This is a genomic window from Streptomyces sp. NBC_00341 (assembly GCF_041435055.1).
GTDB lineage: Bacteria > Actinomycetota > Actinomycetes > Streptomycetales > Streptomycetaceae > Streptomyces.
Genome location: NZ_CP108002.1, coordinates 7,922,580 through 7,947,424 on the forward strand (window position 1 = coordinate 7,922,580; position 24,845 = coordinate 7,947,424).

General features: G+C 71.1%; 23 protein-coding genes. 12 read left to right on the forward strand and 11 right to left on the reverse strand.

All coding sequences use genetic code 11. From position 1 onward, the window contains the following. Positions 1 to 68: 68 nt before the first annotated feature. From OG892_RS35415 to dhaL, 3 genes are all read left to right on the forward strand, one after another. Positions 69 to 1,514, forward strand: a complete 1,446-nt coding sequence (locus tag OG892_RS35415; RefSeq protein WP_328864568.1) for a glyceraldehyde-3-phosphate dehydrogenase — start codon at positions 69 to 71, stop codon at positions 1,512 to 1,514. 152 nt (positions 1,515 to 1,666) lie between these two features. Continuing rightward, complete coding sequence (locus OG892_RS35420) at positions 1,667 to 2,665, forward strand: dihydroxyacetone kinase subunit DhaK (RefSeq protein WP_328864567.1); 999 nt, start codon at positions 1,667 to 1,669, stop codon at positions 2,663 to 2,665. Between the two features lie 59 nt (positions 2,666 to 2,724). Continuing rightward, a complete protein-coding gene (gene dhaL, locus OG892_RS35425) occupies positions 2,725 to 3,390 on the forward strand; it encodes a dihydroxyacetone kinase subunit DhaL (RefSeq protein WP_327340121.1) in 666 nt (221 codons plus the stop codon). 13 nt (positions 3,391 to 3,403) lie between these two features. On the opposite strand, the gene OG892_RS35430 is transcribed toward dhaL, so the two are convergent. From OG892_RS35430 to OG892_RS35440, 3 genes are all read right to left on the reverse strand, one after another. Then, positions 3,404 to 4,129, reverse strand: a complete 726-nt coding sequence (locus OG892_RS35430; protein ID WP_328864565.1) for an HAD family phosphatase — start codon at positions 4,127 to 4,129, stop codon at positions 3,404 to 3,406. A gap of 756 nt (positions 4,130 to 4,885) precedes the next feature. Then, positions 4,886 to 5,122, reverse strand: coding sequence for a DUF5133 domain-containing protein (locus tag OG892_RS35435; RefSeq protein ID WP_079193317.1), 237 nt, complete (start codon positions 5,120 to 5,122; stop codon positions 4,886 to 4,888). 390 nt (positions 5,123 to 5,512) lie between these two features. Further along, the gene (locus tag OG892_RS35440; RefSeq protein ID WP_371631228.1) at positions 5,513 to 6,754 is read right to left on the reverse strand and encodes an FAD-dependent monooxygenase; all 1,242 of its coding nucleotides are present in this window, start codon (positions 6,752 to 6,754) and stop codon (positions 5,513 to 5,515) included. Positions 6,755 to 6,830: 76 nt separating this feature from the next. Here OG892_RS35440 and OG892_RS35445 point away from each other — a divergent pair, with 76 nt between their 5' ends. Further along, positions 6,831 to 7,403 carry a TetR/AcrR family transcriptional regulator C-terminal domain-containing protein gene (locus OG892_RS35445; protein ID WP_371631746.1) on the forward strand — a complete coding sequence of 191 codons (573 nt, stop codon included), beginning with the start codon at positions 6,831 to 6,833 and terminating at the stop codon, positions 7,401 to 7,403. Positions 7,404 to 7,623: 220 nt separating this feature from the next. Here the strand turns inward: OG892_RS35445 and fusA are convergent, their stop codons facing one another. From fusA to OG892_RS35460, 3 genes are all read right to left on the reverse strand, one after another. Continuing rightward, complete coding sequence (gene fusA, locus OG892_RS35450; protein ID WP_371631229.1) at positions 7,624 to 9,711, reverse strand: elongation factor G; 2,088 nt, start codon at positions 9,709 to 9,711, stop codon at positions 7,624 to 7,626. Between the two features lie 432 nt (positions 9,712 to 10,143). Continuing rightward, entirely contained in the window at positions 10,144 to 10,422 is a 279-nt protein-coding gene (locus tag OG892_RS35455) for a hypothetical protein (protein WP_073734483.1), read from the reverse strand. A gap of 103 nt (positions 10,423 to 10,525) precedes the next feature. Next, positions 10,526 to 11,449, reverse strand: coding sequence for a DUF2510 domain-containing protein (locus OG892_RS35460; RefSeq protein ID WP_371631230.1), 924 nt, complete (start codon positions 11,447 to 11,449; stop codon positions 10,526 to 10,528). Between the two features lie 210 nt (positions 11,450 to 11,659). Between OG892_RS35460 and OG892_RS35465 the strand changes: the two genes are divergently transcribed. From OG892_RS35465 to OG892_RS35500, 8 genes are all read left to right on the forward strand, one after another. After that, a complete protein-coding gene (locus OG892_RS35465; RefSeq protein WP_327340126.1) occupies positions 11,660 to 12,400 on the forward strand; it encodes a class I SAM-dependent methyltransferase in 741 nt (246 codons plus the stop codon). Positions 12,401 to 12,464: 64 nt separating this feature from the next. Next, complete coding sequence (locus OG892_RS35470; RefSeq protein WP_073734486.1) at positions 12,465 to 12,842, forward strand: DUF4440 domain-containing protein; 378 nt, start codon at positions 12,465 to 12,467, stop codon at positions 12,840 to 12,842. Positions 12,843 to 12,894: 52 nt separating this feature from the next. Further along, complete coding sequence (locus OG892_RS35475; protein WP_328864560.1) at positions 12,895 to 13,938, forward strand: S66 peptidase family protein; 1,044 nt, start codon at positions 12,895 to 12,897, stop codon at positions 13,936 to 13,938. Between the two features lie 99 nt (positions 13,939 to 14,037). Further along, the gene (locus OG892_RS35480) at positions 14,038 to 14,448 is read left to right on the forward strand and encodes an SRPBCC family protein (RefSeq protein ID WP_328864559.1); all 411 of its coding nucleotides are present in this window, start codon (positions 14,038 to 14,040) and stop codon (positions 14,446 to 14,448) included. Between the two features lie 138 nt (positions 14,449 to 14,586). Continuing rightward, positions 14,587 to 15,318 (forward strand): FadR/GntR family transcriptional regulator, encoded by a 732-nt coding sequence (locus OG892_RS35485; RefSeq protein ID WP_073734489.1) that lies wholly within the window; start codon positions 14,587 to 14,589, stop codon positions 15,316 to 15,318. Positions 15,319 to 15,477: 159 nt separating this feature from the next. Continuing rightward, a complete protein-coding gene (locus OG892_RS35490) occupies positions 15,478 to 16,245 on the forward strand; it encodes a (Fe-S)-binding protein (protein ID WP_073734490.1) in 768 nt (255 codons plus the stop codon). After that, positions 16,242 to 17,783, forward strand: a complete 1,542-nt coding sequence (locus OG892_RS35495; RefSeq protein ID WP_328864558.1) for a LutB/LldF family L-lactate oxidation iron-sulfur protein — start codon at positions 16,242 to 16,244, stop codon at positions 17,781 to 17,783. The genes OG892_RS35490 and OG892_RS35495 overlap by 4 nt, the downstream gene beginning before the upstream one ends. After that, positions 17,780 to 18,412: an LUD domain-containing protein gene (locus OG892_RS35500; RefSeq protein ID WP_073734492.1), complete on the forward strand. Its 633-nt coding sequence runs from the start codon at positions 17,780 to 17,782 to the stop codon at positions 18,410 to 18,412. The genes OG892_RS35495 and OG892_RS35500 overlap by 4 nt, the downstream gene beginning before the upstream one ends. Before the next feature lie 53 nt (positions 18,413 to 18,465). On the opposite strand, the gene OG892_RS35505 is transcribed toward OG892_RS35500, so the two are convergent. The 5 genes from OG892_RS35505 to OG892_RS35525 all read right to left on the reverse strand — a co-directional run bounded on the left by OG892_RS35505 (position 18,466) and on the right by OG892_RS35525 (position 24,784). Next, the gene (locus tag OG892_RS35505) at positions 18,466 to 20,367 is read right to left on the reverse strand and encodes a DUF2264 domain-containing protein (RefSeq protein ID WP_073734493.1); all 1,902 of its coding nucleotides are present in this window, start codon (positions 20,365 to 20,367) and stop codon (positions 18,466 to 18,468) included. Then, complete coding sequence (locus OG892_RS35510; RefSeq protein WP_327340132.1) at positions 20,364 to 21,404, reverse strand: hydroxyacid dehydrogenase; 1,041 nt, start codon at positions 21,402 to 21,404, stop codon at positions 20,364 to 20,366. Before OG892_RS35510 ends, OG892_RS35505 begins: the two co-directional genes overlap by 4 nt. Before the next feature lie 39 nt (positions 21,405 to 21,443). Then, positions 21,444 to 22,319 (reverse strand): carbohydrate ABC transporter permease, encoded by an 876-nt coding sequence (locus OG892_RS35515; protein ID WP_073734495.1) that lies wholly within the window; start codon positions 22,317 to 22,319, stop codon positions 21,444 to 21,446. Next, positions 22,316 to 23,317: a carbohydrate ABC transporter permease gene (locus tag OG892_RS35520; protein WP_073734496.1), complete on the reverse strand. Its 1,002-nt coding sequence runs from the start codon at positions 23,315 to 23,317 to the stop codon at positions 22,316 to 22,318. The genes OG892_RS35515 and OG892_RS35520 overlap by 4 nt, the downstream gene beginning before the upstream one ends. A 108-nt stretch (positions 23,318 to 23,425) precedes the next feature. Then, positions 23,426 to 24,784: an ABC transporter substrate-binding protein gene (locus OG892_RS35525; protein WP_073734497.1), complete on the reverse strand. Its 1,359-nt coding sequence runs from the start codon at positions 24,782 to 24,784 to the stop codon at positions 23,426 to 23,428. Positions 24,785 to 24,845 lie beyond the last annotated feature (61 nt).

Below are 24,845 nucleotides of genomic sequence, written 5' to 3' on the forward strand. Positions count from 1 at the left end.
AACCGTCTGGATGATCAGAACAACAGCGGGTTACCATATGAGCGCCTCCTAGCTCGAAAGATAAACCTGTGACTGTCAATGACGACTCGTTCACCAACTGGAAGAACCGCGAGGAGATCGCGGAGTCGATGATCCCGATCATCGGGAAGCTGCACCGGGAGCGGGACGTCACCGTCCTGCTGCACAGCCGCTCCCTGGTGAACAAGTCGGTGGTCAGCATCCTCAAGACCCACCGGTTCGCCCGGCAGATCGCCGGTGAGGAGCTCTCGGTCACCGAGACCCTGCCGTTCCTGAAGGCGCTCACCACCCTCGATCTCGGCCCTTCCCAGATCGACATCGGCATGCTCGCCGCGACGTACCGGACCGACGGCCGAGGCCTCTCCGAGGCGGAGTTCACCGCCGGGGCCGTCGCCGGCGCCACCGGGGCCGACAAGATCGAGCGCCGTGAGCCGCGCGATGTCGTCCTCTACGGATTCGGCCGCATCGGCCGCCTCCTCGCCCGGCTGCTCATCGAGAAGGCGGGTTCCGGCAACGGTCTCCGGCTGCGTGCCGTCGTCGTCCGCAAGGCCGCCGGCCAGGACATCGTCAAGCGCGCCTCGCTGCTGCGCCGCGACTCGATCCACGGCCAGTTCCAGGGCACGATCACCGTCGACGAGGCGAACAACAAGATCATCGCCAACGGCAACGAGATCAGGGTCATCTACTCCGACGACCCGACGACGGTGGACTACACGGCGTACGGCATCAAGGACGCCGTTCTCATCGACAACACCGGCAGGTGGCGTGACCGCGAGGGGCTGTCCCAGCACCTGCGCCCCGGTATCGCCAAGGTCGTGCTCACCGCACCCGGCAAGGGCGATGTCCCCAATGTCGTCCATGGCGTCAACCACGACATGATCAAGCCGGACGAGCAGATCATCTCCTGCGCCTCCTGCACCACCAACGCGATCGTCCCGCCGCTGAAGGCGATGGCGGACGAGTACGGCGTCCTGCGCGGGCACGTGGAGACGATCCACTCGTTCACCAACGACCAGAACCTGCTGGACAACTACCACAGTTCCGACCGCCGCGGCCGCTCGGCGCCGCTCAACATGGTCATCACCGAGACCGGTGCGGCGTCCGCCGTGGCCAAGGCGCTGCCGGACCTCGACGCCACGATCACCGGAAGCTCGATCCGGGTCCCGGTGCCGGACGTCTCGATCGCGATCCTCAGCCTGAAGCTCGGCCGTGACACCACCCGCGCGGAGGTGCTCGACCACCTCCGCGAGGTGTCGCTGACCTCGCCGCTCAAGCGCCAGATCGACTTCACCACAGCCCCGGACGCGGTCTCCAGCGACTTCATCGGCTCGCGCCACGCCTCCATCGTGGACGCGGGGCCCACCCAGGTCGACGGCGACAACGCGATCCTCTACCTCTGGTACGACAACGAGTTCGGCTACTCCTGCCAGGTCGTCCGGGTCGTCCAGCACGTCTCCGGGGTGGAGTACCCGACCTTCCCCGTCCCCGTGCTCTGACCCCGGCCGTAGCGATCACGCGAGGCGCATACGAATGAATGACCGATTGTCCTACGAATTGCCCTGTGGGGGCCTGGGACGCAACATGTAAATCACCTCGGCGGGAGGGGCCCGGCCCAGCCGCTCGCGGCCCTCGACGACGGAGGACCTGGATGGCATCGTATTTCGAGAACGGTGACGACACCCTGGTGCCGGACGCCCTGCGGGGCTTCGCCCGTGCCCACGCGGATCTGCTCACGCTCGACCCCGGCCACAGCTTCCTCCTGGCCCGCGACCCGGCACCCACGCGGAGGGTCGGCCTCCTCTCGGGTGGAGGGTCGGGGCACGAACCCCTGCATGCCGGATACGTCGGACGAGGCATGTTGGACGTCGCCTGCCCGGGGCTCGTCTTCGCCTCACCGCACAACCGGCAGGTGTACGAAGGATCCCTCGCCGCCGCCCGGTCCGAGGGCGTGCTGCACATCGTGAAGAACTACACCGGCGACCGGATCAACTTCGGCATCGCCGCCGAACGGCTCGCCCACCGCGGCGTGCCCTGCGCCCGCGTCCTGGTCGACGACGACCTCGCCACCGACTCCGAGGACATCGCCGCAGGCCGCCGGGGCACGGGCGGCACCGTCCTGATCGAGAAGATACTCGGGGCGGCGGCCGACACCGGCCTCGGCCTCCACGAACTCCAGGAGCTCGGCACCCGCCTCGCCGCGAGCTGTCGCACCCTGGCCGTTGCCTCAGCCGCCCACACCGCGCCCACGACCGGCAGGCCCGCCTTCCTCCTCGACCCGGAGGAACTGGAGTACGGCGTCGGCATCCACGGCGAGCGCGCCCCGAAGACCATCCCCCGCGGGCCCCTCGGCCCTCTCGTCGAGCGCATGGTCCTGGCGCTCCTGGACGCGCTCTCCCCGGCCCGGGATTCCTCCGTCATCGCCCTGGTCAACGGCCTCGGGGCGGTCACCCCGCTGGAGCTGTACGCGGTCCACGCCGAGCTCGGCGGCCTGCTCGACGACCGGGGTATCGAACTCGCCCGTTCCCTCGTCGGCGAGTACATCACCTCCCTGGACATGCGCGGCTTCTCCATCACCCTGCTCGCCGCCGACCACCAGATCCTGCGCCTGTACGACGCGCCCGTGATGACCGCCGCCCTGCACTGGTGAAGGAGGCGGCGGCACACGGCCGTCCCCGACAGAGTTCCCCCGAGCACGGGAGGCACCCCATGACGACCAGCACGTCCCCCGACGCGTTCTCCACCGACGCCTGGATGCGCCGGTTCGTGCAGTCCGCCCGGACCGCGAAGGACCGCCTCACCTCATTGGACCAAGAGGTGGGCGACGGCGACTTCGGCGTCAACCTCAGCACCGGAGCACTCTCGACTCTTCGGCATCTCGACGCGAACCCCGCGTCCGGCAGCGACCCCGCCGCACCTCTCCAGGCCGCGGCCACCGCCTTCCTGGACGAGGTCGGCGGCACCAGCGGGCCGTTGTTCGGCTTGCTGTTCCAGGCACTGGCCGTCGCCGTGGCCGACGCAGAGGCCGCCACCACACCGGCTCTCGCAGCCGGAGCGGCGGAGGGACTGGCGGCCATCCGTCGAGTGGGGGACGCGGCGCCCGGCGACAAGACCCTCGTCGACGCACTGGGCCCGGCGGCCCAGGCCCTGCGGACCGCCCCGGCGGACACCCCGCCGGCGGAAGCCCTGGCCCGGGCCGCCGACGCCGCCTGGGCCGGTGTGTCCGAGACCGCGCGCCTGCGCGCCCGGATGGGACGCTCCAGCTACCTCGGCGAGCGCGCCGAAGGCGTTCCCGATCCGGGCGCGGTGGGGATCGGGCTGCTCTTCGCCTCCGCCCGAGCGGTCGTGGAAGACCTCAGCACGCGGCTGGACTGAGGGGGCTTCCTGACTACTCCCGCGCCCCGTGAGCCGGCCAGGACTCCACCCAGGCCGACAGATCCGGAGCGTTCAGGACCGGCACCCACAGGTCGGCCCGGGCCGCGTCCTCGGGACGCGGGCGCGGGCCCACCCCGACCACGCGCAGCCCGGCCCGCAGGGCCGACTCGATGCCCGTCATCGAGTCCTCGACGGCGAGGGCCCGTTGCGGTGCGGCACCGCAGAGGCGGGCGGCCGTCGCGTAGACGTCCGGCCAGGGCTTCGGGCGTACGGGCTCGCCGTTCCCGCCTCCGGGGTTCTCTTCGCTCGGGACCACAACGTGCTCGAAGTGGCCGAGCAGGCCGGCCCGGTCGAGGCTCGACTCCACGACCTGCAAAGGGCAGTTGCTCGCCACGGCGAGTGGCAGGCGGCCGGAGAGCCGGCGTACGAAGTCGGCGGCCCCGGGCATCGTGACCGGGTCCTTGGCGACCTGAACCATGAAGTGGCGCAGCAGCGAGCCGGTCATTTCCGCTGCCAGTTTGGGTTTGTCCGCCTCCTGGGCCATGAGCCGACCGCAGTCGATGTAATGGACGCCCTTGGCCCGCTCGGCGAAGCCCGGCGCGGGATGGATACCGAAGTCCCGGAAGACCTGGTTGCGTGCGTCCTGCCAATGGCTTTCTGTGTCCATCAAGGTCCCGTCGCAGTCGAAGACGACGGCCTCGGGAGACCAGCCGGTAAGGGCGTTGGTTGTGTCGGTCATGGTGTGCCGCTCCTGAAGGAGGGAGGCGGTCAGGCTCGTGGCGGGACCGCGGATTCGTGGTTGTGCGTTTCCCCGAGACAGCTCGGATGGCTTGCTGCGTCCGTCGGCCCCGTCGATTTCCGGGGGTGCGCAGGCGCATTTCCGTCCGAATCGTGAAACGTCACCGCGGCCACGCTATGGAGGTGTTGTTGTGTGGTGCAATCACTGCTTTGCGTGCTCGACCGCGCTGGATCCGAGGTGTAAGGACCCACCCGAATGTCTTTCGCGAAACGCGCCGATTTTCACGTCAATGCCGCACGGCAGAAGGTGAGTTGATGAATGAGCGCACGGGGGCCATCGCCCGGGATCCGGTGTGGATTGATTCACCCGAATGGCAAGCCGACCGTCAAAAATTCGGGCAACTTCACTCTTGGGCGTGCACGCTCGAAAGTACATAACAATACGGCGAAAGAAGCCGGTTATTTGCTACCGGCGTACGCGGGCTCACGAAATTCTCGCATCAAACGCGAAATGAGCGGTCGCAGTGAGCTGGTGTGTCGCGTTCGGCGGGTGGTGCGGGCCCCGGGACGGAAGCGTGCCGCGCTCGACGGGGGCGCCGCTCCGCCCCCGGATCTTGCGCGCCGAGCCCGAACGCGCGACCTGATAAACGCAGTTCGAGGCAGCATCCGCGGCCTGTGCCGACTGGCCTCCGACCGGTAGCCGTCGAGTGGGCGCGGGCCGTCGCGTGCGAGTCCGGGCCGACTGCCCGGTCCTTCATCAGGCCGATTCGCCGCCCCAGGACCTCGGAGGGAGGCCGCGGGCCGCGAGCAGGCCCCGGGCGGCAGCCAGGGCTTTCGACTCGTCGCGAATGCCGGTAAGCACGCAGAGCGTGTAGAGCGTGCCCTCGGTCCCGGGCCTGACCGTGCAGTCCCACTGGGATGCGTCGAGACTCTGCAGCTCGTCGTAGCGGTTGACCAGCTCGCGCAGGATTTCGGGATCGGCTTGCAGCACCATAGGCCTTCCTCGGGTCGGGTCACCTCTGGTTTCTCTACGATGGTGCGGTGCGCGACACGGCGCCGCCACTGCGGCCCGCCAGTCGAGAATCGACCGCCACTATCCCCATGGTTCACTTGCTCATGTACCTACGCTGTCAGGGAATTCCGCCGTGACCGTCGTCCGCGACGAGGACGTCGCGCACAAGGCGTCGCACTGTCCCGTGTGCGGGTCGGCGCAGAAGTCGCGATCAGGCGGCGAGCAGGGAACGCGGCCGATGCCGAGCTGCTTTATTGCCTCGCTCGTTCGAGAAAAGCGTGGAATGAGCGCGCGGGCAGATCCGTGAGACGCCGGACGGTGCCGGTGGCGACGGCCGCTTCCCACCTGGCCCCCGAGGCCCGGGACGGACGCTCAGGCGGCGTCGGCGTAGGCGGGAAGCTGCCAGTCGCCGCCGCGGTCCTCCTTGGACAGCCGCGCGACCAGGTCGGGGATGCGCAGGAAGCAGGCCAGCGCGGTGGCGTTCTGGAAGGCGCTGATGGCGTGCTTGGTCAGGGGCATGCCCACGCGCAGGATGCGCGGATTGACCTCGCCCTGGATCTCGTCGACGAAGGGCCGCAGGACGCGCTCGTAGTTCGCCAGCGCGGCCGGCAGGTCGTCCGGAGCCCGGTTGATCTCACCGGCCAGGACGTAGGCGCCGACCAGGCCGCCGGAGATCCCCATGCCGCTGTAGGGGGAGGCGCAGTGCGCGGCGTCACCGGCCAGCACCACCCGGCCCTTGGACCAGCTGTCGCTCCGCACCTGGACGACCTCCTGGGAGTAGAAGAACGGGCTGTCCTTCATGCCCTCGATGAACCGTTCCGTCTGCCAGCCGGCATCCCTGAACCGCGCGGCCCAGAACTTCTGCTGCTCCCCGACGGGAGCCCGGTGGATCGCGGAGGCTTCCGCGGACTCCTCGCGCACCACGAAGTACGCCTGGGTCTCGGTCGCGTTGTGGCTGCGCCGCATGATCTGCCTACCGCCCGGAACCATGTAGGTGTCACGGATGTTGGTGTCGGAGGCGATGCGCGGGACGAACCAGTAGGCCATGTGGATGCCTACACGCCAGTACGGGTCGAAGCCCTCCGGCAGCAGCGCCCGCCGGGTACGTGAGCCCTGCCCGTCGGCGCCGATCAGCAGATCGAAGTCGCCCGACGTTCCGTCCGAGAAGTGCGCGGTGACCCGGTCGGCGTCCTGGTCGAAGCCGTCGACGCTCTTGCCGAAGACGTACTCGGCGTCGCCCTTCGTCGCCTCGTGCAGGATGCGCACGAGGTCGCCGCGCATGATCTCGTACTCCGAGGTCAGCGTCTGCCGGCCCTTGCCGGAGGTGTTCGCCATGATCGTCGCCTTCGGCTTCCCGCGGGAGTCGACGAAGGCCACGCCCGCCTCGTCCACCAGCTGACCGCGCACCTCCTCCAGCAGCCCCATCCGCGCCACCGCGTCGATGCCCTGCCCGCGTAGATCCACCTGCGCCCCCGAGGCACGCAGTGCCGGGAACCGCTCGACGACGGTCACCTCGTGACCACCGCGCGTGAGCCAGAAAGCCAGCGCCTGCCCCGCGACACCGCCGCCGGCCACCAGGATCCGCAGGGAACGCTTCGCGATCTTGTTCGTCATGGCCACTCTAAAATCTATCGGTGATTGATTTCTTTCCAGATTCTTCTATCGGCGATAGATTGTCAACGTGACCAAGATGAACCGTGCGACCGTCGTCACCGAGGCACTGGACCTGCTGGACGACGTGGGCCTGGAAAATGTCAGCACCCGGCGGCTGGCCAAGCGCCTGGGCGTGGAGCAGCCGTCGCTCTACTACCACTTCAAGACCAAGAAGGACCTGCTGGCCGCGATGGCGGAGGCGGCCATGGCTCCGCACGCCCACGCCCCCCTGCCGGAGCCCGAGGACGACTGGCGGGGCTGGTTCCTGGACAACTCCCGCAGTTTCCGCCGCACTCTGCTCATGCGCCGCGACGGCGCCCGCCTGCACGCCGGCAGCACCCCGACCGGCGACCTGGACCGGATCCGCCGCAAGATGGCCTTCCTGGTCGCCTCCGGCGTGCCCGAGCGGCAGGCGCGGATGGCCATGCTGGCCGTCGGCCGCTTCACCGTCGGCTGCGTACTGGAGGAGCAGGCGGACGTGGACGCGCCGGACGCCGGGGACCTGCCGGACGACGTTCCCGCGCTCGATCACGAAGCGGCGTTCGAGGCGGGCCTCGCGCTCATCCTCGGCGGACTCGAACAGCACACCGCCGCCCCCGACGGCCGCTGACCGCCGGCGGGCAAGGCCAGGACAGGGCGCCAGGGGCCCGAGTCGTGGCGGGTGAGGCGTCCCGGATATCCGGACCGCCTCACCCGCCACAAGGCCGGCGGAGCTGTACCGACCACGGCGATCGATCGCCCCGGCGAGGACCACCCAGCGAAACGCGCAACCGACGGGCCGGCCTCCCTCCCCGTGCGCGGACTGCCCGCACACGGGGAGGTTCCGGTCACTACCGGCCCGGCACCGTGCTCGGCGCCGGGGCGTAGCCCGTGGCCCGGGTGGTGAACGTCCCCCTGCCCTGGGTCCGGCTGCGCAACCGGGTCGCGTAGCCGAACAGTTCGGCCAGCGGCACGGTCGCCGTGACCACCGCCGTACCGGGCCGCGCGGTCGAGCCGGACACCTGGCCACGCCGCGCCGCGAGGTCGCCGAGCACCCCGCCGACGGCGTCGTCGGGCACGGTGACCGTCACCTCGGCCACCGGCTCCAGCAGCACCATCGCGCAGGCGCGCAGCGCCTCCCGGAGCGCGAACCGCCCGGCCGTGCGGAACGCCATCTCCGAGGAGTCCTTGGAATGCGTGGCGCCATCGGTCAGCGTCACCCGCAGCCCGGTCACCGGATGCCCGCCGAGCGGCCCCTCGGCCAGGGCGTCCCGGCAGCCGGCCGCCACCGCCCGGACGTACTCCTGCGGAACCCGGCCGCCGACGACGGACGAGTGGAACTCGAACTCCGCACCGCCCTCGCCGTCCTGGCCGTCGGCGCCCCCCAACGGTTCGACGGTGAGCACGACATGGGCGAACTGCCCGGCCCCGCCGTCCTGCTTGACGTGCCGGTACACCAGACCCGCCACCCCGCGCACGACCGTCTCCCGGAGGGCGACCTGCGGCCGGCCGACCCGGACCTCGAGGCCATGGGCCCGGCGGATCTTCTCGGCCGCCACCTCCAGATGGAGTTCGCCCATGCCCGAGAGCACCGTCTGACCCGTCTCCGGGTCCGTCCGCACCGCCAGTGAGGGGTCCTCCTCCGCCAGCCGCGCCAGCGCCGACATCAGCCGCTCCGTATCGGTGTTCCGGCCCGCCTCGACCGCCACCGAGACGACCGGATCGGCCACGGTGGGCGGTTCGAGGACCAGCGGGGCACCCGGCGCGCACAGGGTGGCACCGGCACGCGCGGCCTTGAGGCCGATCACCGCGACGATGTCCCCGGCCACCGCCTCGTCCACATCGACATGGCGGTCCGCCTGCACCCGCAGGATCCGGCCGACCCGCTCGCTGCGCCGCGCACCCGCGTCCAGCACCGTGTCCCCCTTCCTGAGCGTGCCCGAGTACAGCCGCAGATACGTCAGCCGGCCCGTCGGGGTCGCGGTCACCTTGAACGCCAGCGCGGCGAGCGGAGCCGCCGGGTCCGCGGCCCGTTCCTCCACCTCGCCGCCGAGCGTGCCGCGCACGGGCGGCACGTCCAACGGAGAGGGCAGATAGGCCACGACGGCCTCCAGCAGCGGCTCGACACCTCGGTTGCGGTACGCCGAACCGCACAGGACCACGACGCCCTCACCGGTACGGGTCAGATCGCGCAACGCCACGGCCAGTGTCTGTGCGGAGAGCGTGGACCGCGCGCAGAACTCCTCCAGCGCGACCGGGTGGAGCTCCGCCACCGCCTCCTCCAGCAGCCGCCGGCGCCGCGACGCTTCCTCCAGCAGCTCATCGGGCACCTCCCCCTCCTCGTACGTGTCGGAGCCGTCGGCCCAGACCAGTGCCCGCATGCGCAGCAGATCCACCACTCCGGTGAACCGCTCCTCGTCCCCGATCGGCAGCTGAACCACCAGGGGGACCGTGTGCAGCCGCTCCCGGATCGACGCCACGGCGGAGTCGAGGCGGGCGCCGACCCGGTCGAGCTTGTTGACGAAGGCGATGCGCGGCACACCGTGCCGGTCGGCCTGCCGCCACACCGACTCGCTCTGCGGCTCCACACCCGCGACCGCGTCGAACACCGCGATCGCGCCGTCGAGCACCCGCAGCGAACGCTCGACCTCGTCGGCGAAGTCGACGTGCCCCGGGGTGTCGATCAGGTTGATCCGGTGGTCCGCCCACGTACAGCTCACCGCGGCGGCGAAGATGGTGATGCCGCGGTCGCGTTCCTGCGGGTCGAAGTCGGTGATGGTCGTGCCGTCATGGACCTCGCCGCGTTTGTGGGTGGTGCCGGTGGCGTAGAGGATCCGTTCGGTGACGGTGGTCTTGCCGGCATCGACGTGGGCGAGGATGCCCAGATTGCGAACGCCGTTGAGTGTGCTGGTGAGTCGGCGGTTCAGTTCGGTACGCACGGTCCGTGGCCCTTCGGGGTGATCCGGAAGAAGACGGCGCGATCCCCGGACGAGGAGGCCTGTGATCAGGCCCGCGGAACCCCTGGCCGCGGCGCGTCGAGCAGCGCGCGACCACGATGACGGTCCGTCAATGAGGGTGCGGGGTTCAGGCGTTCGTCGCGGGTGTCCGGGGCCGGCCGCGCAGCCGGCGCCGGGCGGAGGTAGACACCAGGATCACCTCGTACCGCGACAGGGGAACGACGACAGCGGTGCGGTAGCGCACGGCAGGTCTCCCCTCACTGGTCACGGTGCGCGCCCCGACGTGAGCGCGGCGCGTGATTTCGTCGTGAGTCTAGGCAGTTGGGCGCGGCGGGGGAACCGGTTTTCCGGCTCACTCCGCGCTGTTGCCGGGCCGTAGCCGTCCGGGGACGGGACCGTGTCACAGGGGCCGTGTCACATCGGAAGGGAACCGCGCCCGGCGAACCGGACGCGGGGCCGGCATGCCCTGCGGCACCGCCGCACCGCCCTGCGGCCGCAGCCGCGCCATTCGGCGGGGGACACGCCCGCTCCCCGGCCGCCCCGGGTGATCAGCGCGTTCACCGGACTGTGCGGGTCCAGGGCCATCGTCCGGGCCAGTAGGACGCCGATCACCAGCGGGGCCAGGGTGACGGCCAGCGTGGTGCCGGCACTGGTGACGTGCTTGATGCGGGGGCGCGGTGCGTCGGGAGCCATGGTCCCATTCGAGCAGCGGAGGCCCGGTGCGGGATCGGGTGCCGTACTCAGTCCGGGCGGCTCGGGTACTCACCCGCGCCGCCCGGCTCCACTCGGGGAGTGGCTACGCCGTGGTGCCGGGGCCGGAACCCGCGCCCGCACCCGAGGCGGCCTTGATGCCCTTCGTGATGTCCTCCAGGACGGACAGGGCGGGCGCCTTGCTGTTGATGTCGAAGCCCGAACGGACGACGATCAGCATGTTCTTGGCCCGGGGGGCGGGGAAGGCCAGCGACTCGACGTACCCGTCGTCGCCGTTCTTCGTCACGACCTTCCAGCGCACCCGGTAGCCCTGCTGACCGGCCACCGTGACCGCCTCGGACTTCAGCTCCTGGTGCGAGGTGATGCCGCCGTAGATCTTCTCGCCGTACGATTCCTTCGCGTTGGCGGCGATGTCCTTCTCGGCGGTGGCCTTCGCGGTCTTGGTGCTCAGCTTCAGCGCCTCTGCCGGTACGGAGAACACTCCGCCGCGCACGCACTTCTCCTTGGGCGCCCCGGGGCAGGCGTACGAACCCGTGGTCACCCCAGCCCCCATGCCCGACTCGCCCTTCCAGCCGTCCGGGACCGGGATGCTGATTCCGCTCGCCAGGTCCGTCGCGTAGCCGTCCTCGGTCTGCGGCAGCTGCTGCTCCGGGTCCTGCTCCCCGCCACCGCTGTTTCCGCCACCGCCGTCGCTGCCACCGCTGCCGCCCGGGGCGCCGGGCTGACGGCTGGGCGCGTGGGAGGGCGGGCTGGACGGTGCGGTGGCCGCGTTCTCCGACTTCTTGCCGGAGTCATCGGTCAGCAGGTACACGCCACCGCCGATGGCGGCGAGCACCACCACACCGGCGGTTATGCCGGCGCCGATGCGTATCCGGCGGCTGCGGGCGGCCGCCGGTGGCACGCGGAGGTGATCGGTCCACTGGCTGCCGTCCCACCAGCGTTCCTGGATGGGGCCAAATCCTGTGTACCCGGGGTCTGGATGCCAGCCGGGCGGGCTCGTCTGCGTCACGGCAGCCACCGTAGCCGGGTTGCGTGAGAATCCTATGAATCAGGTGAACCAGATGAATTGGGCGATCGGTCCCGGTCCGGCTCGGCCCGTCCGGAAGCTGATTATGGTCTAGACAATTGGTGAGCCCGCTCGCTAGCATCCGCGACGGAGCGCGACGGCCCGGCGGCAGCGGTTCGCCCGGTCCGTCCGCCACGGCAGGGGAGAGGGCACATGGAAGCGACCGCTCCGGACCGTCGGTTCGCAGAGGACTACCGGATCGCCCGGGAGATTCCGCGCGACGGGCTCACCGCCTGGCGCGCGGCCGTCGCAGCCGAGGTGCCGTTGGAGCCGGGGGCGGTCGTGCTGGACGTCGGCGCCGGGACCGGGGCCTTCGCGGCCGCGTTCGCGGACTGGTTCGGGGCGCGGGTGCTGGCGGTGGAGCCGGCTGCCGCCATGCGCGCGCTGATCCCTCGGACCGCGGACATCGAGGTGCTGGACGGCCGGGCCGAGGCGCTGCCGGTGCCGGACGGGTGCGCGGACGCGGCCTGGCTCGGCTCGGTCGTCCACCACATCGAGGATCTGCCCGCCGCGGCACGGGAGATCCGCAGGGCGCTGAAGCCGGGAGCGCCGGTGCTGATCCGTAACTCCTTCCCCGGCCGGTGCACGCGTGACCTGAGGGTGCGGTTCTTCCCCGGGACCGCGCGCATCGTCGACTCGTACCCGACCGTCGAACAGACCTGTACGGCGTTCGCCGCCGCCGGCTTCGCCCGGGTCGCGCTGCACGCCGTGCCGCAGGAGAGCGCGCCGAGCCTGTCCGGCTTCGCCGACCGGATCCGGCGGGACACCGACGCGAAGCTCCGGGCCCTCACGGACGAGGAGTTCGCGTGCGGGATGCGGCGGTTGCGGCGGGCCGCGGCGCAGGAGCCGGACCGGCCGGCCGTCAGCTGGATGGATCTGCTGGTCCTCGCCTGACCGCGCGCACCGGACCCCGCTCCTGATCCGGCCTGATCCGAACGGCAGCCCTTAGGCTGCGCGCATGAGCGGAATCGATGAGGAGGAGCGGTCCGTGCGGGCCGCTGTCGAGGGCGAGCTGCGGCTGCTGGACCCTGCGGTCCGGGCCCTGCCCGATGCGGTGACCGAACTCCTCGACCCGGAGTTCACCGAGTTCGGCGCGTCCGGGAGGCGGTACGACAGGACCTCGATCCTCGTCGTCACCTCCGCCGACGCCGAGGGGACGCCCGTCGCGGCCACCGTCACGGGCATGTCCGGCAGGCTGCTGGCCCCGGGCCTCGTCCACCTGACGTTCATGACGGAGCGGGACGGGCGCCAGGTGCGGCGCAATTCGATCTGGCGCCGCACGGAGTCGCGCTGGCGGCTGTACTTCCACCAGGGCACACCGGTCAACGCCTCCTGAGCCGAACGGAATTCGGTGGGACGGTGAGCCCCGTGCCTTCTAGGCTCCTGGAATGACGAACGCCAGCTATCCCGCCAAGCCCCGGCCCGGTGACCGCGTCGCCGTGGTGTCCCCCGCGTCCGGGCTTCCCGGCATTCTCCCGCTCCCGTACGAGCTGGGACTGCGCAGGCTCCGTGAGGAGTTCGGGCTGGAGCCCGTGGAGTACCCGAGCACCCGGAAGATGGGTTCGACGCCCCAGGAGCGGGCCGCCGACCTCCACGCGGCCTTCTGTGACCCCACGGTCAAGGCCGTCATCGCCAGCATCGGCGGGGACGACCAGATCACCGTGCTGCCGCATCTGGACCGGGAACTGCTGCGGGCCAACCCCAAGCCGTTCTTCGGCTACAGCGACAACACCAACCTCCTGGTGTTCCTCGAACACCTGGGCATCGTCGGTTACCACGGTGGATCGGTGATGGTCGAGCTGGGACGCCCGGGGGCGATGCACCCGCTGACCGCCGAATCGTTGCGGGCGGCGCTGTTCACCCGCGATGCCCATGAGATCGTCCCGGCGAAGGAGAGCGGCCGCGTGAACGCCCGCTGGGAGGATCCGCGGACCTTCGACGACGAACCCGCCATGCTGCCCGTCGACGGCTGGACCTGGCACAACGCCGGCCGGGTGGTCGAGGGCGCGAGCTGGGGCGGTGAGCTGGAGATCCTGTCCTGGCTGCTGATGGCGGACCGGGGGATACGGCCGGTGGCCGAGTACGCGGGCCGGGTGCTGTTCCTCGAGACGTCCGAGGAGATGCCCGGCGCCGGGCAGGTGTACCGGATCCTGCGGAACATGGGGGAGCGCGGACTCCTGCGCCGGTTCCCCGCGCTGCTGATGGGGCGCGCCAAGCACTGGTCCTTCGAGCAGCCCCTCGAACCCGAGGCCGGACAGCGGTACCGCGACCGGCAGCGCGAGGCGGTGCTGCGCGCCCTGAGCGAGTACGCCCCCGACACCATGGCCGTCTTCGACGTCGACCTCGGCCACACGGACCCGCAGGTGATCATCCCGTACGGCGGTCAGGTGCGGGTGGACGGAGTGGCCCGGCGCATCGTGGTGACGTACTGAGCCGTATCCGTCAGGAAGCCGGACGGCACGGCCTCGGCGGGCGGGGCGTGTCCGATCCGTTCAAGAAGACGGTGACGCCGGTCCTCTACCGTCACTGCCATGAACAGCACCGACAGGGAATCACGCCACCTCGGCATCCACATCGACCGCACGGCCGACGACGTCTACGCCTACGCCTCCGACCCGGTGAACCTGCCCGCGTGGGCCCGTGGACTGGGAGGCTCGATCAAGAGGACCGACGGCCGGTGGGTCGCGGAATCCTCCCCCATGGGAAGGGTCGTGGTGACCTTCGTGGCACGCAACGGCCTGGGCGTGCTCGACCACCACGTCACGCTGCCCTCGGGCGAAACCGTCTACAACCCGGTCCGGGTGATCAGCGACGGCACGGGAAGCGAGGTCGTCTTCACCCTGCGACGGCAGCCTCACCTGAGCGACGCGGAGTTCGAGCGCGACGCCGGCATGGTGGCCGCCGACCTGAACCGGCTCCGGGAGCTGATGGAGTCCGCGTAGCCGCACCGGAGGTGCCGCCGGGTCGGGGCGCGGGGCGGGTCAGTTATGGTCCGACCACATGTGGTGTGTGACATAGTGGGAGATCCGGACCGGACCGGTCGGCAGCGGAACGGCTCCGGCCGGGGCAGGGAGTGGCGGATGCCCGTCGAATGGCAGCCCGTACGGCAGTCGCGCACCCATGAGCTGGTGCTCCAGAGCATCGAGCAACGGGTGTTCGCCGGTGAGCTCAAGGCCGGCGACCGGCTGCCGCCCGAACGGGAACTGGCCCCGGTCCTCGGAGTCAGCCGGTCCGCTCTGCGCGAGGCCCTGCGGGTGCTGGAGACCATCGGCGTCCTGGTGGCCCAGCCGGGCCGGGGGCCGGACGCCGGGGCGCGGATCGTGCGCCACCCCGACGACGCGCTCGGGCGCCTGCTCCGGCTCCACTTCGCCCTCGGCAGCTACAGCCTGGAGGACGTGCTGGAGGCGCGTGTCGTGCTGGAGCGGTCCAGCTTCGAGGCCGCAGCGCACCATGCCTCCGCCGAGGATCTGGACGAGGCCGGTGCGCTGCTCGTACGGATGGGGGCGCCGGATGTCGGAGTGCCCGAGTTCAACGACCTGGACACCAGGTTCCACGTACAGATCGCGCGCAGTTCCGGCAACGAACTGACCTCCACGCTCACCTCCGCCGTCCGGGAGTCCGTCCGGCCGCTCATCCTGCGCGCCCTGGAGACCGCGGCGGACTGGCGGGCCACCGCCGCCGCGCTCAACGCCGACCACACCGAACTGCTGCGGCTGGTGCGCGCGGGCGAAGGGGCGCGGGCCGCCGATCTGGTGGAGGCGCACATCCGGGGGCTGCACGGAACGCTCGTCGACGAGAAGCCGGCGCCCTGAACGGGGCTGCCCTCACCGGGGACTGATCGGGCGTGCCCCGCGCCCTTCCGTCGGCCGAGCGCGCGTACTATGGTCCGACCATACAATGGTTCATGATTCTGTTCGGGATCATGAAAAGGATCATGACGATCACGTGCAGAGAAACGATCGGGGAGACCCATGCGCATCGGACTCTTCGCCACCTGTCTGGGAGACACGCTCTTCCCGGAGGCGGTGAAATCCACCGCGGTGCTGCTCGCCCGCCTGGGTCACGACGTGGTGTTCCCGCCGGGGCAGACCTGCTGCGGCCAGATGCACGTCAACACCGGCTACCAGCGCGAGCCCGTCCCGCTGGTGCGCAATTTCGCCGAGCAGTTCGGTGACGCCTCCATCGAGGCCGTCGTCATGCCCTCGGGATCGTGCGCCGGCTCCGTCCGCCACCAGCACGAGATCGTCGCCGAACGGTACGGCGACGCGGCGTTGCGCGCGGGCGTGGCCACGGTCAAGGCGAAGACGTACGAGCTGTCGGAGTTCCTCGTCGACGTGCTGGACGCCACCGATGTCGGCGCGTACTTCCCGCACCGGGTCACCTACCACCCCACCTGTCACTCGCTGCGCATGTTGAGGGTCGGTGAGAAGCCGCTGCGGCTGCTGCGGGCCGTCGACTCGATCGATCTCGTCGAGCTGCCGGAGGCCGACGCCTGCTGCGGGTTCGGCGGCACCTTCGCGCTGAAGAACGCCGACACGTCGACCGCGATGCTCCAGGACAAGATGCGCCACATCGCCACCACCGGGGCCGAGGTGTGCACCGCCGGCGACTCGTCCTGTCTGATGCACATCGGCGGCGGGCTCTCCCGGATCAGCTCCGGCACCCGCACCCTGCACCTGGCCCAGATCCTCTCCGCCACCCGCACCTCGCCGTACGTCCCGACGGAGGCCGCCCGATGAGCAGCACCTTTCTCGGCATGCCCGCGACGCCGCCCCGCTCCCCGTACGGGACGGGCAATCTGCGCGGTGACCGGAAGTTCCCCGCGGCGGCCCACGACGACCTGGGCAATGGACAACTGCGCCGCAACCTCGGCAAGGCCACCCACACCATCCGCGCCAAACGCCTCGACGTCACCGGCGAACTGCCCGACTGGGAGGAGCTGCGCGACGCGGGCGCGGCCATCAAGACCGACACCATGAACCGCCTCCCCGAGCTGCTGGAGGAGCTGGAGCGCAAGGTCACAGAGCGCGGCGGTACCGTCCACTGGGCCCGGGACGGCGGCGAGGCCAACGAGATCGTCGCGCGACTGGTCAAGGAGACCGGGAGCAAGGAGGTCATCAAGGTCAAGTCGATGGCCACCCAGGAGATCGGTCTCAACGAGCACCTCGAATCCATCGGCATCACCCCGTACGAGACCGACCTGGCCGAACTGATCGTGCAGCTCGCCCACGACAAGCCCTCGCACATCCTGGTGCCGGCGATCCACCGCAACCGCGACGAGATCCGGGAGATCTTCCTCAAGGAGATCCCGGGCGTCGACCCCTCGCTGGACAACGTCCCCGCGCACCTCGCCGCCGCGGCCCGCGCCTATCTGCGCGAGAAGTTCATGACGACGAAGGTCGCCGTCTCCGGGGCCAACTTCGGTATCGCCGAGACCGGCACCCTGTCCGTCGTCGAGTCCGAGGGCAACGGCCGGATGTGCCTGACCCTGCCCGACACCCTGATCACCGTCATGGGCATCGAGAAGGTGCTGCCGCGCTACCAGGACCTGGAGGTCTTCCTCCAGCTGCTGCCGCGCTCCTCCACCGGCGAGCGGATGAACCCGTACACCTCGATGTGGACCGGCGTCACCCCGGGCGACGGGCCGCAGACCTTCCACCTGGTGCTCCTGGACAACGGACGCACCGCGGCGCTCGCGGACCGGATCGGCCGCGAGGCGCTCAACTGCATCCGCTGCTCGGCCTGTCTCAACGTCTGCCCGGTGTACGAACGGGCCGGCGGCCACGCCTACGGATCGACGTACCCGGGACCGATCGGGGCCGTGCTCACCCCGCAGCTCGCCGGCATGCACGCCGCGAAGGACGACCCCAACAGCTCGCTGCCGTACGCCTCCAGCCTCTGCGGGGCCTGCTTCGACGCCTGCCCGGTCAAGATCGACATTCCCTCGCTGCTGGTCGAACTGCGCCACCAGCACACCGAACAGGCCGGCACCACCCCCGAACAGCTCGCCATGAAGGCGGCGGCCGCGGTGATGGGCAGGCCGAAACTGTTCACCGCCGCGCAGAAGGCGTCCGGGCTCGGCCGCGTCATCGCGGGACGGGACAAGAAGATCTCCCACCTGCCGCCGCCGTTCAACGGCTGGAGCGACAGCCGCGACACCCCGGCCCCGCCCCGGCAGACCTTCCGCTCCTGGCTGGCCTCCGCCGAGGGCGCGGAGACGATGCGGGCGGCCGCCGACGAACACACGGGCAACCAGCAGCAGGAGGAGGAGAAGTGACGACCGCTCGCGAAACGGTGCTCGGCCGCGTCCGGGACGCCCTGGCCCTGGCACCCGCCGCAGACACCCCGATCCCGCGTGACTACCGCACCGGTCGCACGCTCCCCGACGCGGAACGCCTGGCCCTGTTCACCGACCGGCTCGTCGACTACAAGGCCCAGGTCCACCCCTGTACGGCAGAGCGCACGGCCGAGGTCGTCGCCGAGGTGCTGCGGGAGCGGGGAGCCGGCCGGATCGGGGTGCCCGCCGGGCTCGACCCGCGGTGGCTCGACGCGTACGACGGGCAGGTCCAGCGGGACTCGGCCGACATTCCGGCACCCGGACTCGACGCCCTCGACGGTGTCGTCACCGCGTCCGCCGCCGGCTGCGCCGAGACGGGCACGATCTTCCTGGACGGTTCACCCGACCAGGGCCGGCGGGCGCTGTCGCTGGTGCCCGACCTCCATGTCTGCGTCGTCGACCTGTCGGCCGTGGAGGTGGGCGTACCGGAGGCGGTGGCCCGGCTGGTGCCCGAGCGGCCGACGACCCTGATCAGCGGCCCGTCGGCCACCTCCGACATCGAGCTCGAACGAGTGGAGGGCGTACACGGCCCGCGCACCCTGGCCGTCGTCATCCGCACGGACGCGTGACAGGCGTCTGACGGGGGTGGGGGCACGCCGGAGCGCGCCCCCACCCCCGTCGGCTACCCGTGCTCGACCGTCACCGGGCCGAAGCGGACCCGGGTCGTCGCCGCGTCCTCGGCCCAGCACACCTCGACCGTGTCCCCGTCGACGTTCACCCCGCTCACCACCGCGTCGAGCGCGGCCGCGCCGGGCTCCGCGGTGAGCGAGGCGAGCGCGGCCAGCACCACCGTGCCCTCCGCGTCGGCGCCCAGCCGGGGCAGCACCGCCCAGGGCGTGTACGCGGTGCCCTGCGGGGCGCGTACCTCGTCCCGTGACTCCCAGCCGTGCAGACCGTGCAGCGCGGACGTGACCGAGGACCCGGGTCCGGTCGCCCAGCCCGTCTCCTCGACCCGGGCGCCGGGAGGCGCGCCGAGCACCCGGTGCACCCGGAGCTCGTAGCGGCCGCGGACCACCGTCACGCTCTCCACCCGCAGTCCCGGCTCCGTGGCGGCGCCGCTCGCGAAGACCGGGCGGTGCCAGGAGGCGGCCCAGCCCCAGCCGTCACCGCCGCCCGCGCCGAGCGGGCGGATCGCGCGGCGGCGGCTGCGGGCTCCGCCGACGACCACGGACAGGTGGTTGTCCGCGGCGTTGGCCCGCGCCGTGGGCCCGGTGACCGTCGAGTACGCCTGACGGCTGTACAGCGGATCGTCCTGCGCCGCCGACTCGCCCTCGTGCGGCCGGACATGGTCGCTGCCGTGGTTGTGCAGCCGGACGATCCCGTCCGCCCGGGTCGACTGGACGAGCAGTCCCGGCGCGGGCAGCGCGAGCACCCGGTCGGGCCCCTCGCTCGGCGCCGGCTCCTCGGTCGCCGTCCACAGCGGATGGTCCTCCGGAGCCAGCAGGGACACGAAGGCCTTGGACGCCCAGTAGGGGGACGACGGGCCCGAGTAGGGCTGGAGCGTCGCCTCGTGCGGCCCGTGCCAGCCCAGGCTCAGCAGCCCGTCGGTGCCGGTCGCGCCCCGGTCCAGGAAGTAGCGCAGCGCCCCGCTGATCACCCGCCGCGACGTACCCGGCGTGAGCGGGGTGTGCCCGGTCAGCGCACCGAGCCCGACCGCCGCACCGGCCGCGAAACGGTAGGTCAGCGAGCGGCCGAAGTGGATCGGGGCCCCGTCCCCGCCGAACAGCAGCGCGAAGCTCTCCAGGTGTTCGCTCAGGCGCGCCCCGTAGTGCGCGGCGAACTCCGCGTCGCCGGAGAGGTGGGCGTCGAGCACGGGGTAGAGGTGCAGCGCCCAGCCGTTGTAGTGGTCGAAGGCGCGGCCGTCGCCGTCCGCGTACCAGCCCTGCCCCCGGTACCAGACCTCCATCAGGTCGCGGGCCCGCTCCCGGGCCCGCGCGGTCTCCGCGTCGCCCCGGCCCACCGACTCCAGGAACCCGGCCACCGAGTACGGGAACAGGTACCAGTTGTTCGCCGCGGGGGTGTGCCGCAGGGCGCCGCGCAGCCACTCCTCGGCACGGTCCCGCACGGCCGGGTCCAGCCGGTCCCAGAGCCAGGGCCGGGTGAGCCGCAGTCCGATGGCGACCGAGGCGGACTCCACCATGGGCTGGCCGAAGACGGTGTGGTCGCGGATCAGCGGCCAGGACTCGGCGTCGTCCCGGCCCGGCGTACGGGTACCGGCCGCGAGCCCGTCCGCGTACCGCTCCAGCCAGCCGTGCGGGTCCTTGCCGCCCGCGCCCGCGACCCGGAAGGCGGCGGCGAGGAACGTGCGCGCGTATCCCTCCAGGCCGTCGGAGCGGACCCCGGAGGCGGACGGGCGCCCCGGCAGGTCGAGCATCGCGCTGCCGGGGGTGGCCCACTGCCAGGCGGCCTTGAGCAGTCCGTCCGCGGCGGCCTCCCAGTGCGCGCGGGTGTAGCCGGTGACCGGGCTCTTCGACCGGTCGTCGGCGGGGAGCTCCAGCGGGGAGTCGGGGTGCGGTCGGTTCATGCGAGGAAGGCCAGCCTTTCGCGTCGTACGGGATGGGCGAATCCGTCGCCCGCGGCCCAGCGTTCGCTCTCGCCCACGGCCAGATCGACGAGCCGCCGCCATTCGTTGCCCTGGGAACCAGCGAGATGCGGGGTGATCAGGGCGTTCTCGCAGTCCCACAAGGGGTGTTCGGCCGGCAGCGTGTCGGGGTCCGTGACGTCGAGGACCGCCCGGATGCGCTGCTGCAGCAGTACGTCGGTCAGCGCGTCCTGATCGACGACGGCGCCGCGCGCGGTGTTGACGAGGACCGCGTCCGGCCGCATGGACATGAGCAGTTCACGGCTGACGAGCTCGCGGGTGGCGGGCAGCAGTGGGGTGTGGACGCTCACCACGTCGCTGCGCGCGAACAGTTCACCGAGGTCCACCGGCCGGACACCGAGCGCGGCCGCCTCCTCCTCGGAGACGTACGGATCGTGCAGCAGCACCCGCAGGTCGTAGGGGCGCAGCAGCTCGATGACCCGCCGGCCGATGAGCGAGGCGGACAGGATGCCCACGGTCCGGCCGTAGTTGCCCACCTGCGGGGAGGTGGCCAGCCAGTTGCCGCGGTGGCGCTCGGCGCGGTAGTCACGGGCCCGTTCCAGCGCCCGTTTGCCGGAGAGCAGGATCATGGCGACGGTGTACTCCGCGACCGGCAGGGCGTTCGCCGCGGCGGCCGACGACACCTCGATGCCGCGTTCCCAGCAGGCCTCTGTGATGTGCCCGCGCACGCTTCCGGCCGTGTGCGCGACGGCGCGCAGCCGGGGCGCGGCGGCCAGCGCCGCCTCGTCGAGCGGCGGACAGCCCCAGCCGGTGACCAGCAGCTCCGTGTCCGCGAGTACGGCACGGGCCCGCTCTGTGGTGAAGTCGTCCAGCACGGGCAGCGGCGCGAGGTCGCACACCCGCGAGAGCGCGTCCAGCGACGGGGCGTCCAGCAGGGCGGCCGCGGCATCCGGCTTCATCGCGACGGCGGCGCGCGGCCTGCGCCGTGCGGCGGGGGTGGGAACGGCGGTGCTTGGCATCTTTCTCCTGGTACGGGGACGATGTGCGGACCGGTACGGCTACTTGACGGCGCCCGCGGTGAGCCCCGACTTCCAGAAGCGCTGGAGCAGCGCGAAGGCGAGGATCAACGGCAGGACCGCGAGCAGCGAACCCATGATGACCACGGGGTAGTACTCGGGTGAGACGGTGGCGGAGCTGTTCCAGGTGTACAGGCCGAGACTGACGGGATACAGGTCCTGGTCGGACAGCATCACCATGGGCAGGAAGAAGTTGTTCCAGATCGCGGTGAGCTGGAAGAGGAACACCGTGACCAGCCCCGGACCGAGCATCCGCAGCGCGACCCGGAAGTACGTGGTGAGTTCCCCGGCCCCGTCCACCCGGGCCGCTTCGAGCACCTCGTTGGGCACGTAGCCCTGGCTGAATATCCGCCCCAGGTACACGCCGAACGGGTTGAAAAGCACCGGGATGAACACCGACCAGAAGGTGTTGACCAGGCCGGTGCCGGACGCCATCAGGTACAGCGGCAGCGCCAGCACGGTCTGCGGCACCATCACCGCCGCGAGGACCAGGCCGAACAGCTTCTCCTTGTGCGGGAAGCGGTACTTGTCGAAGGCGTACCCGCAGGCGATGCTGATCAGTGCGCCGAGCGCCGCGCCGAGGACCGCGTACAGCAGGCTGTTGCCGTACCAGCGCCCGTACACACCGCCGTCCATCGCGAACAGGTCCTTGAGGTTCTGCGCGAAGGAGAAGTGGTCGAGCGAGAGCACATCGCTGCCGAACAGGGCGTCGCGGTCCTTCGAGGAGGCGAGCACCAGCCACAGCACCGGCAGCAGCGTGTACAGCACGGATATGCCGACGACCAGGTTGACGACGGAGCGGCCGAGCAGCCGGGGGCGCAGGGCGGCGGCGGTGCGGGCGGGACTCGTCGCGCTCATCGGACGTCCTCCTCTGGGGCGTTGGAGCGATTGGTCCAGCGGGTCACGCCGTAGGAGAGCGCGATCGTGAGGACCAGCAGGACGACCGACGCCGCGGCGGCCAGGCCGTAGTTGTTGCGGGTGAACGCGGCGTCGTAGATGTACATGCTGGGCGAGAACCGGGAGCTGATCATCGGCGTCGACTGGCTCAGCAGCATCGGCTCGGTGAAGAGCTGGAGCGCGAAGATCAGGGTGAACATCGCGACCATCACGATCGAGGAGCGCACCAGCGGTGTCTTGACCTGGAGTGCGGTCCGCACCGGTCCGGCACCGTCGACGACGGACGCCTCGATGACCTCGCGCGGCACGGCCTGCAACGCGGCGTAGAAGACCACCATGTTGTAGCCGAGGTTGCTCCACAGCGCGATGTTCACGATCGAGGGGACGACCGTGTGCACGCCGAGGAAGTCGATCGTGATGTCGGCCTTGCCGAGCAGGTCCACCACCGGGCTCAGACCGGGCGTGTAGAGGTAGAGCCAGATGACGGCGGCGATGATGCCCGGCACGGCGTGCGGCAGGAAGAGCCCGAGCTGCGCCCAGGAGCGCAGCCGTACCACTCCGGAGTCCAGCAGCAGCGCCAGCGCGAGCGCGCCGATCACCATGACCGGGATGTAGATGAGGCAGTACAGGACGACGGTGCCCAGGCCGCTGAGGAACGTCGGGTCGGTCAGCACGGCGGTGTAGCTGCGCAGCCCGACGAAGACCCTGCGCTCGGGGCCGAAGCCGAGGCCGGGCTGGTCGTCGGCGAAGAAGCTGAGCCAGACGGCGGTGGCGACCGGGATCAGGAAGACCGTCACCAGGAGGATGAAGAAGGGGGTCATCAGGGCCCCGGCCGCGCCGAGTTCACGGCGCCGGGCGGACTTGCGGGGGCGGCCCGGGGGTGTGGTGGGATCCGGCGACGCGGCGGAACCTGTCGCGTCCACGGGGGCGGAAGCCTGCGTGGTGAGCGGGCTGGTCATCGGTGTCACCTGCCTCTCTGCTGCTGGGATCGGGGACGGGCTGCGGATCTGCTGCCGGGTACGGGTACGGGCCGCGGGGCTGCTGCCGGTACGGGTACGGGCCTCGGATCAGCTGCTGTGTTCTGTGGTGGACAGGCCCAGCGCCCTGAGGTCGGGCATGGTGCCCCGCTGGGCGGCGCGCACGGACTCGATCACCGAGCCCTGGCCGCCGCCCACCCGGGCGAAGCCGTCCTGCATGACCTTCTGGGTGGCGGTCATCCGGGGTCCCCACGTCCAGCCGTCCCGGATCTTGTGGGCCTCCTGGTCGAAGAGCGTGTAGATGTCCTGGCCGCTGTAGTAGGCGCGGTCGAAGGCCTTGCGGCCGACGGCGACGAGTCCGGGGGCGGCCGGGTACTGGCTGCTGGCTCCGCTGGAGAGCCGGGCCAGCAGCGCGTCGGGGTGCGCGACCTGCCACTCGATGAACTCCAGCGCGGCTTCCGGGTGGTCGCTGCTGCTGGTGACCGCGAACGTCGATCCGCCGTGGGTGCCGAGCGCGGGGTCCGCCCCGTTCCACTGGGGGAGCGGGGCGATGGCCCACTTGCCCTTCTGCCCGGGCCTGGCGTTCATCTGCGCCCCGGCGTCCCAGGCGCCGGTGAACCGGGCCAGGACCTCGCCGGAGCTGAGCTGGGCGTCGTAGGCCCTGCTGTCCACCGGGCTCATGACGACCAGGTCCTCGTCGATCATCCGCTGCCAGTAGGCCGCCACCCGGCGGGTCGGCGCGTCGGCCAGCGACACGTTCCAGGCGCCGCCGCGGGTGTCGAACCACTGGCCGCCGGCCTGCCAGGCGAAGGAGGCGAACTGGAAGGCGCCGTCGGTGGCGAACGCCGACAGCCTGCGGCCGGGCGCCTTCTCCCGCACGGTGCGGGACGCCTCCTCGAACGCCTCCCAGGTGCGCGGGACTTCGATGCCGTACTCCGCGAACAGGTCGCTGCGGTAGTGCATCACCATCGGTTCGACGTCGAGCGGCAGGCTGAAGACGCGCTTCTCGAACGTGGTGAGCCCCAGCGCCTGCGGCAGCAGCTTGGCGCGCAGCCCTTCGCTCAGCATGTCCGTGATGTCCAGGGCGACCCCGTCGATGGCGAAGCCGGGGATCTGGGGGTACTCGATCGTCGCGACGTCCGGGGCGTTGCCGGCCCGGGAGGCGTTGCTGAGCTTCGCGTAACCGCCCTGGGGCCCGGAGGGGATCTGCTGGAAGTCGACCTGGATCGTCCGGTGCGTCCGGTTGAACGCGTCCACCACCTCCTTGCTGCCGCGCAGCGCGGACCAGAAGGTGATGTGCGTGGCGTTGCGGCCGGTCCCGCCGGCCTTGCTGGTCCTGCTCGTGCTCTTCGACCCCGATGTGCCACCGCTGCAGGCGCCCAGGGCGCCCGCCAGCGGTACTGCGGCCATCGTGGCGAGCATGGACCGACGGCTCTGTCGACCGGGCATGGGCGCCTCCCGCGGCTCCTGATTGAGGACACGGGGAATCCTGTTCGGCTGATCGGTTACG

What these genes read in the sequence shown, in the direction of transcription:
- OG892_RS35490 (WP_073734490.1), top strand. Translation starts at nt 15,478, where the DNA reads ATGCGCATCGGACTCTTCGCCACCTGTCTGGGAGACACGCTCTTCCCG.
- OG892_RS35480 (WP_328864559.1), top strand. Translation starts at nt 14,038, where the DNA reads ATGAACAGCACCGACAGGGAATCACGCCACCTCGGCATCCACATCGAC.
- OG892_RS35495 (WP_328864558.1), top strand. Translation starts at nt 16,242, where the DNA reads ATGAGCAGCACCTTTCTCGGCATGCCCGCGACGCCGCCCCGCTCCCCG.
- OG892_RS35475 (WP_328864560.1), top strand. Translation starts at nt 12,895, where the DNA reads ATGACGAACGCCAGCTATCCCGCCAAGCCCCGGCCCGGTGACCGCGTC.
- OG892_RS35420 (WP_328864567.1), top strand. Translation starts at nt 1,667, where the DNA reads ATGGCATCGTATTTCGAGAACGGTGACGACACCCTGGTGCCGGACGCC.
- dhaL (WP_327340121.1), top strand. Translation starts at nt 2,725, where the DNA reads ATGACGACCAGCACGTCCCCCGACGCGTTCTCCACCGACGCCTGGATG.
- OG892_RS35465 (WP_327340126.1), top strand. Translation starts at nt 11,660, where the DNA reads ATGGAAGCGACCGCTCCGGACCGTCGGTTCGCAGAGGACTACCGGATC.
- OG892_RS35505 (WP_073734493.1), bottom strand. Translation starts at nt 20,367, where the DNA reads ATGAACCGACCGCACCCCGACTCCCCGCTGGAGCTCCCCGCCGACGAC.
- OG892_RS35440 (WP_371631228.1), bottom strand. Translation starts at nt 6,754, where the DNA reads ATGACGAACAAGATCGCGAAGCGTTCCCTGCGGATCCTGGTGGCCGGC.
- OG892_RS35515 (WP_073734495.1), bottom strand. Translation starts at nt 22,319, where the DNA reads ATGAGCGCGACGAGTCCCGCCCGCACCGCCGCCGCCCTGCGCCCCCGG.
- OG892_RS35435 (WP_079193317.1), bottom strand. Translation starts at nt 5,122, where the DNA reads ATGGTGCTGCAAGCCGATCCCGAAATCCTGCGCGAGCTGGTCAACCGC.
- OG892_RS35455 (WP_073734483.1), bottom strand. Translation starts at nt 10,422, where the DNA reads ATGGCTCCCGACGCACCGCGCCCCCGCATCAAGCACGTCACCAGTGCC.
- OG892_RS35430 (WP_328864565.1), bottom strand. Translation starts at nt 4,129, where the DNA reads ATGACCGACACAACCAACGCCCTTACCGGCTGGTCTCCCGAGGCCGTC.
- OG892_RS35520 (WP_073734496.1), bottom strand. Translation starts at nt 23,317, where the DNA reads ATGACCAGCCCGCTCACCACGCAGGCTTCCGCCCCCGTGGACGCGACA.
- OG892_RS35510 (WP_327340132.1), bottom strand. Translation starts at nt 21,404, where the DNA reads ATGCCAAGCACCGCCGTTCCCACCCCCGCCGCACGGCGCAGGCCGCGC.
- OG892_RS35485 (WP_073734489.1), top strand. Translation starts at nt 14,587, where the DNA reads ATGCCCGTCGAATGGCAGCCCGTACGGCAGTCGCGCACCCATGAGCTG.
- OG892_RS35525 (WP_073734497.1), bottom strand. Translation starts at nt 24,784, where the DNA reads ATGCCCGGTCGACAGAGCCGTCGGTCCATGCTCGCCACGATGGCCGCA.
- OG892_RS35470 (WP_073734486.1), top strand. Translation starts at nt 12,465, where the DNA reads ATGAGCGGAATCGATGAGGAGGAGCGGTCCGTGCGGGCCGCTGTCGAG.
- OG892_RS35445 (WP_371631746.1), top strand. Translation starts at nt 6,831, where the DNA reads ATGAACCGTGCGACCGTCGTCACCGAGGCACTGGACCTGCTGGACGAC.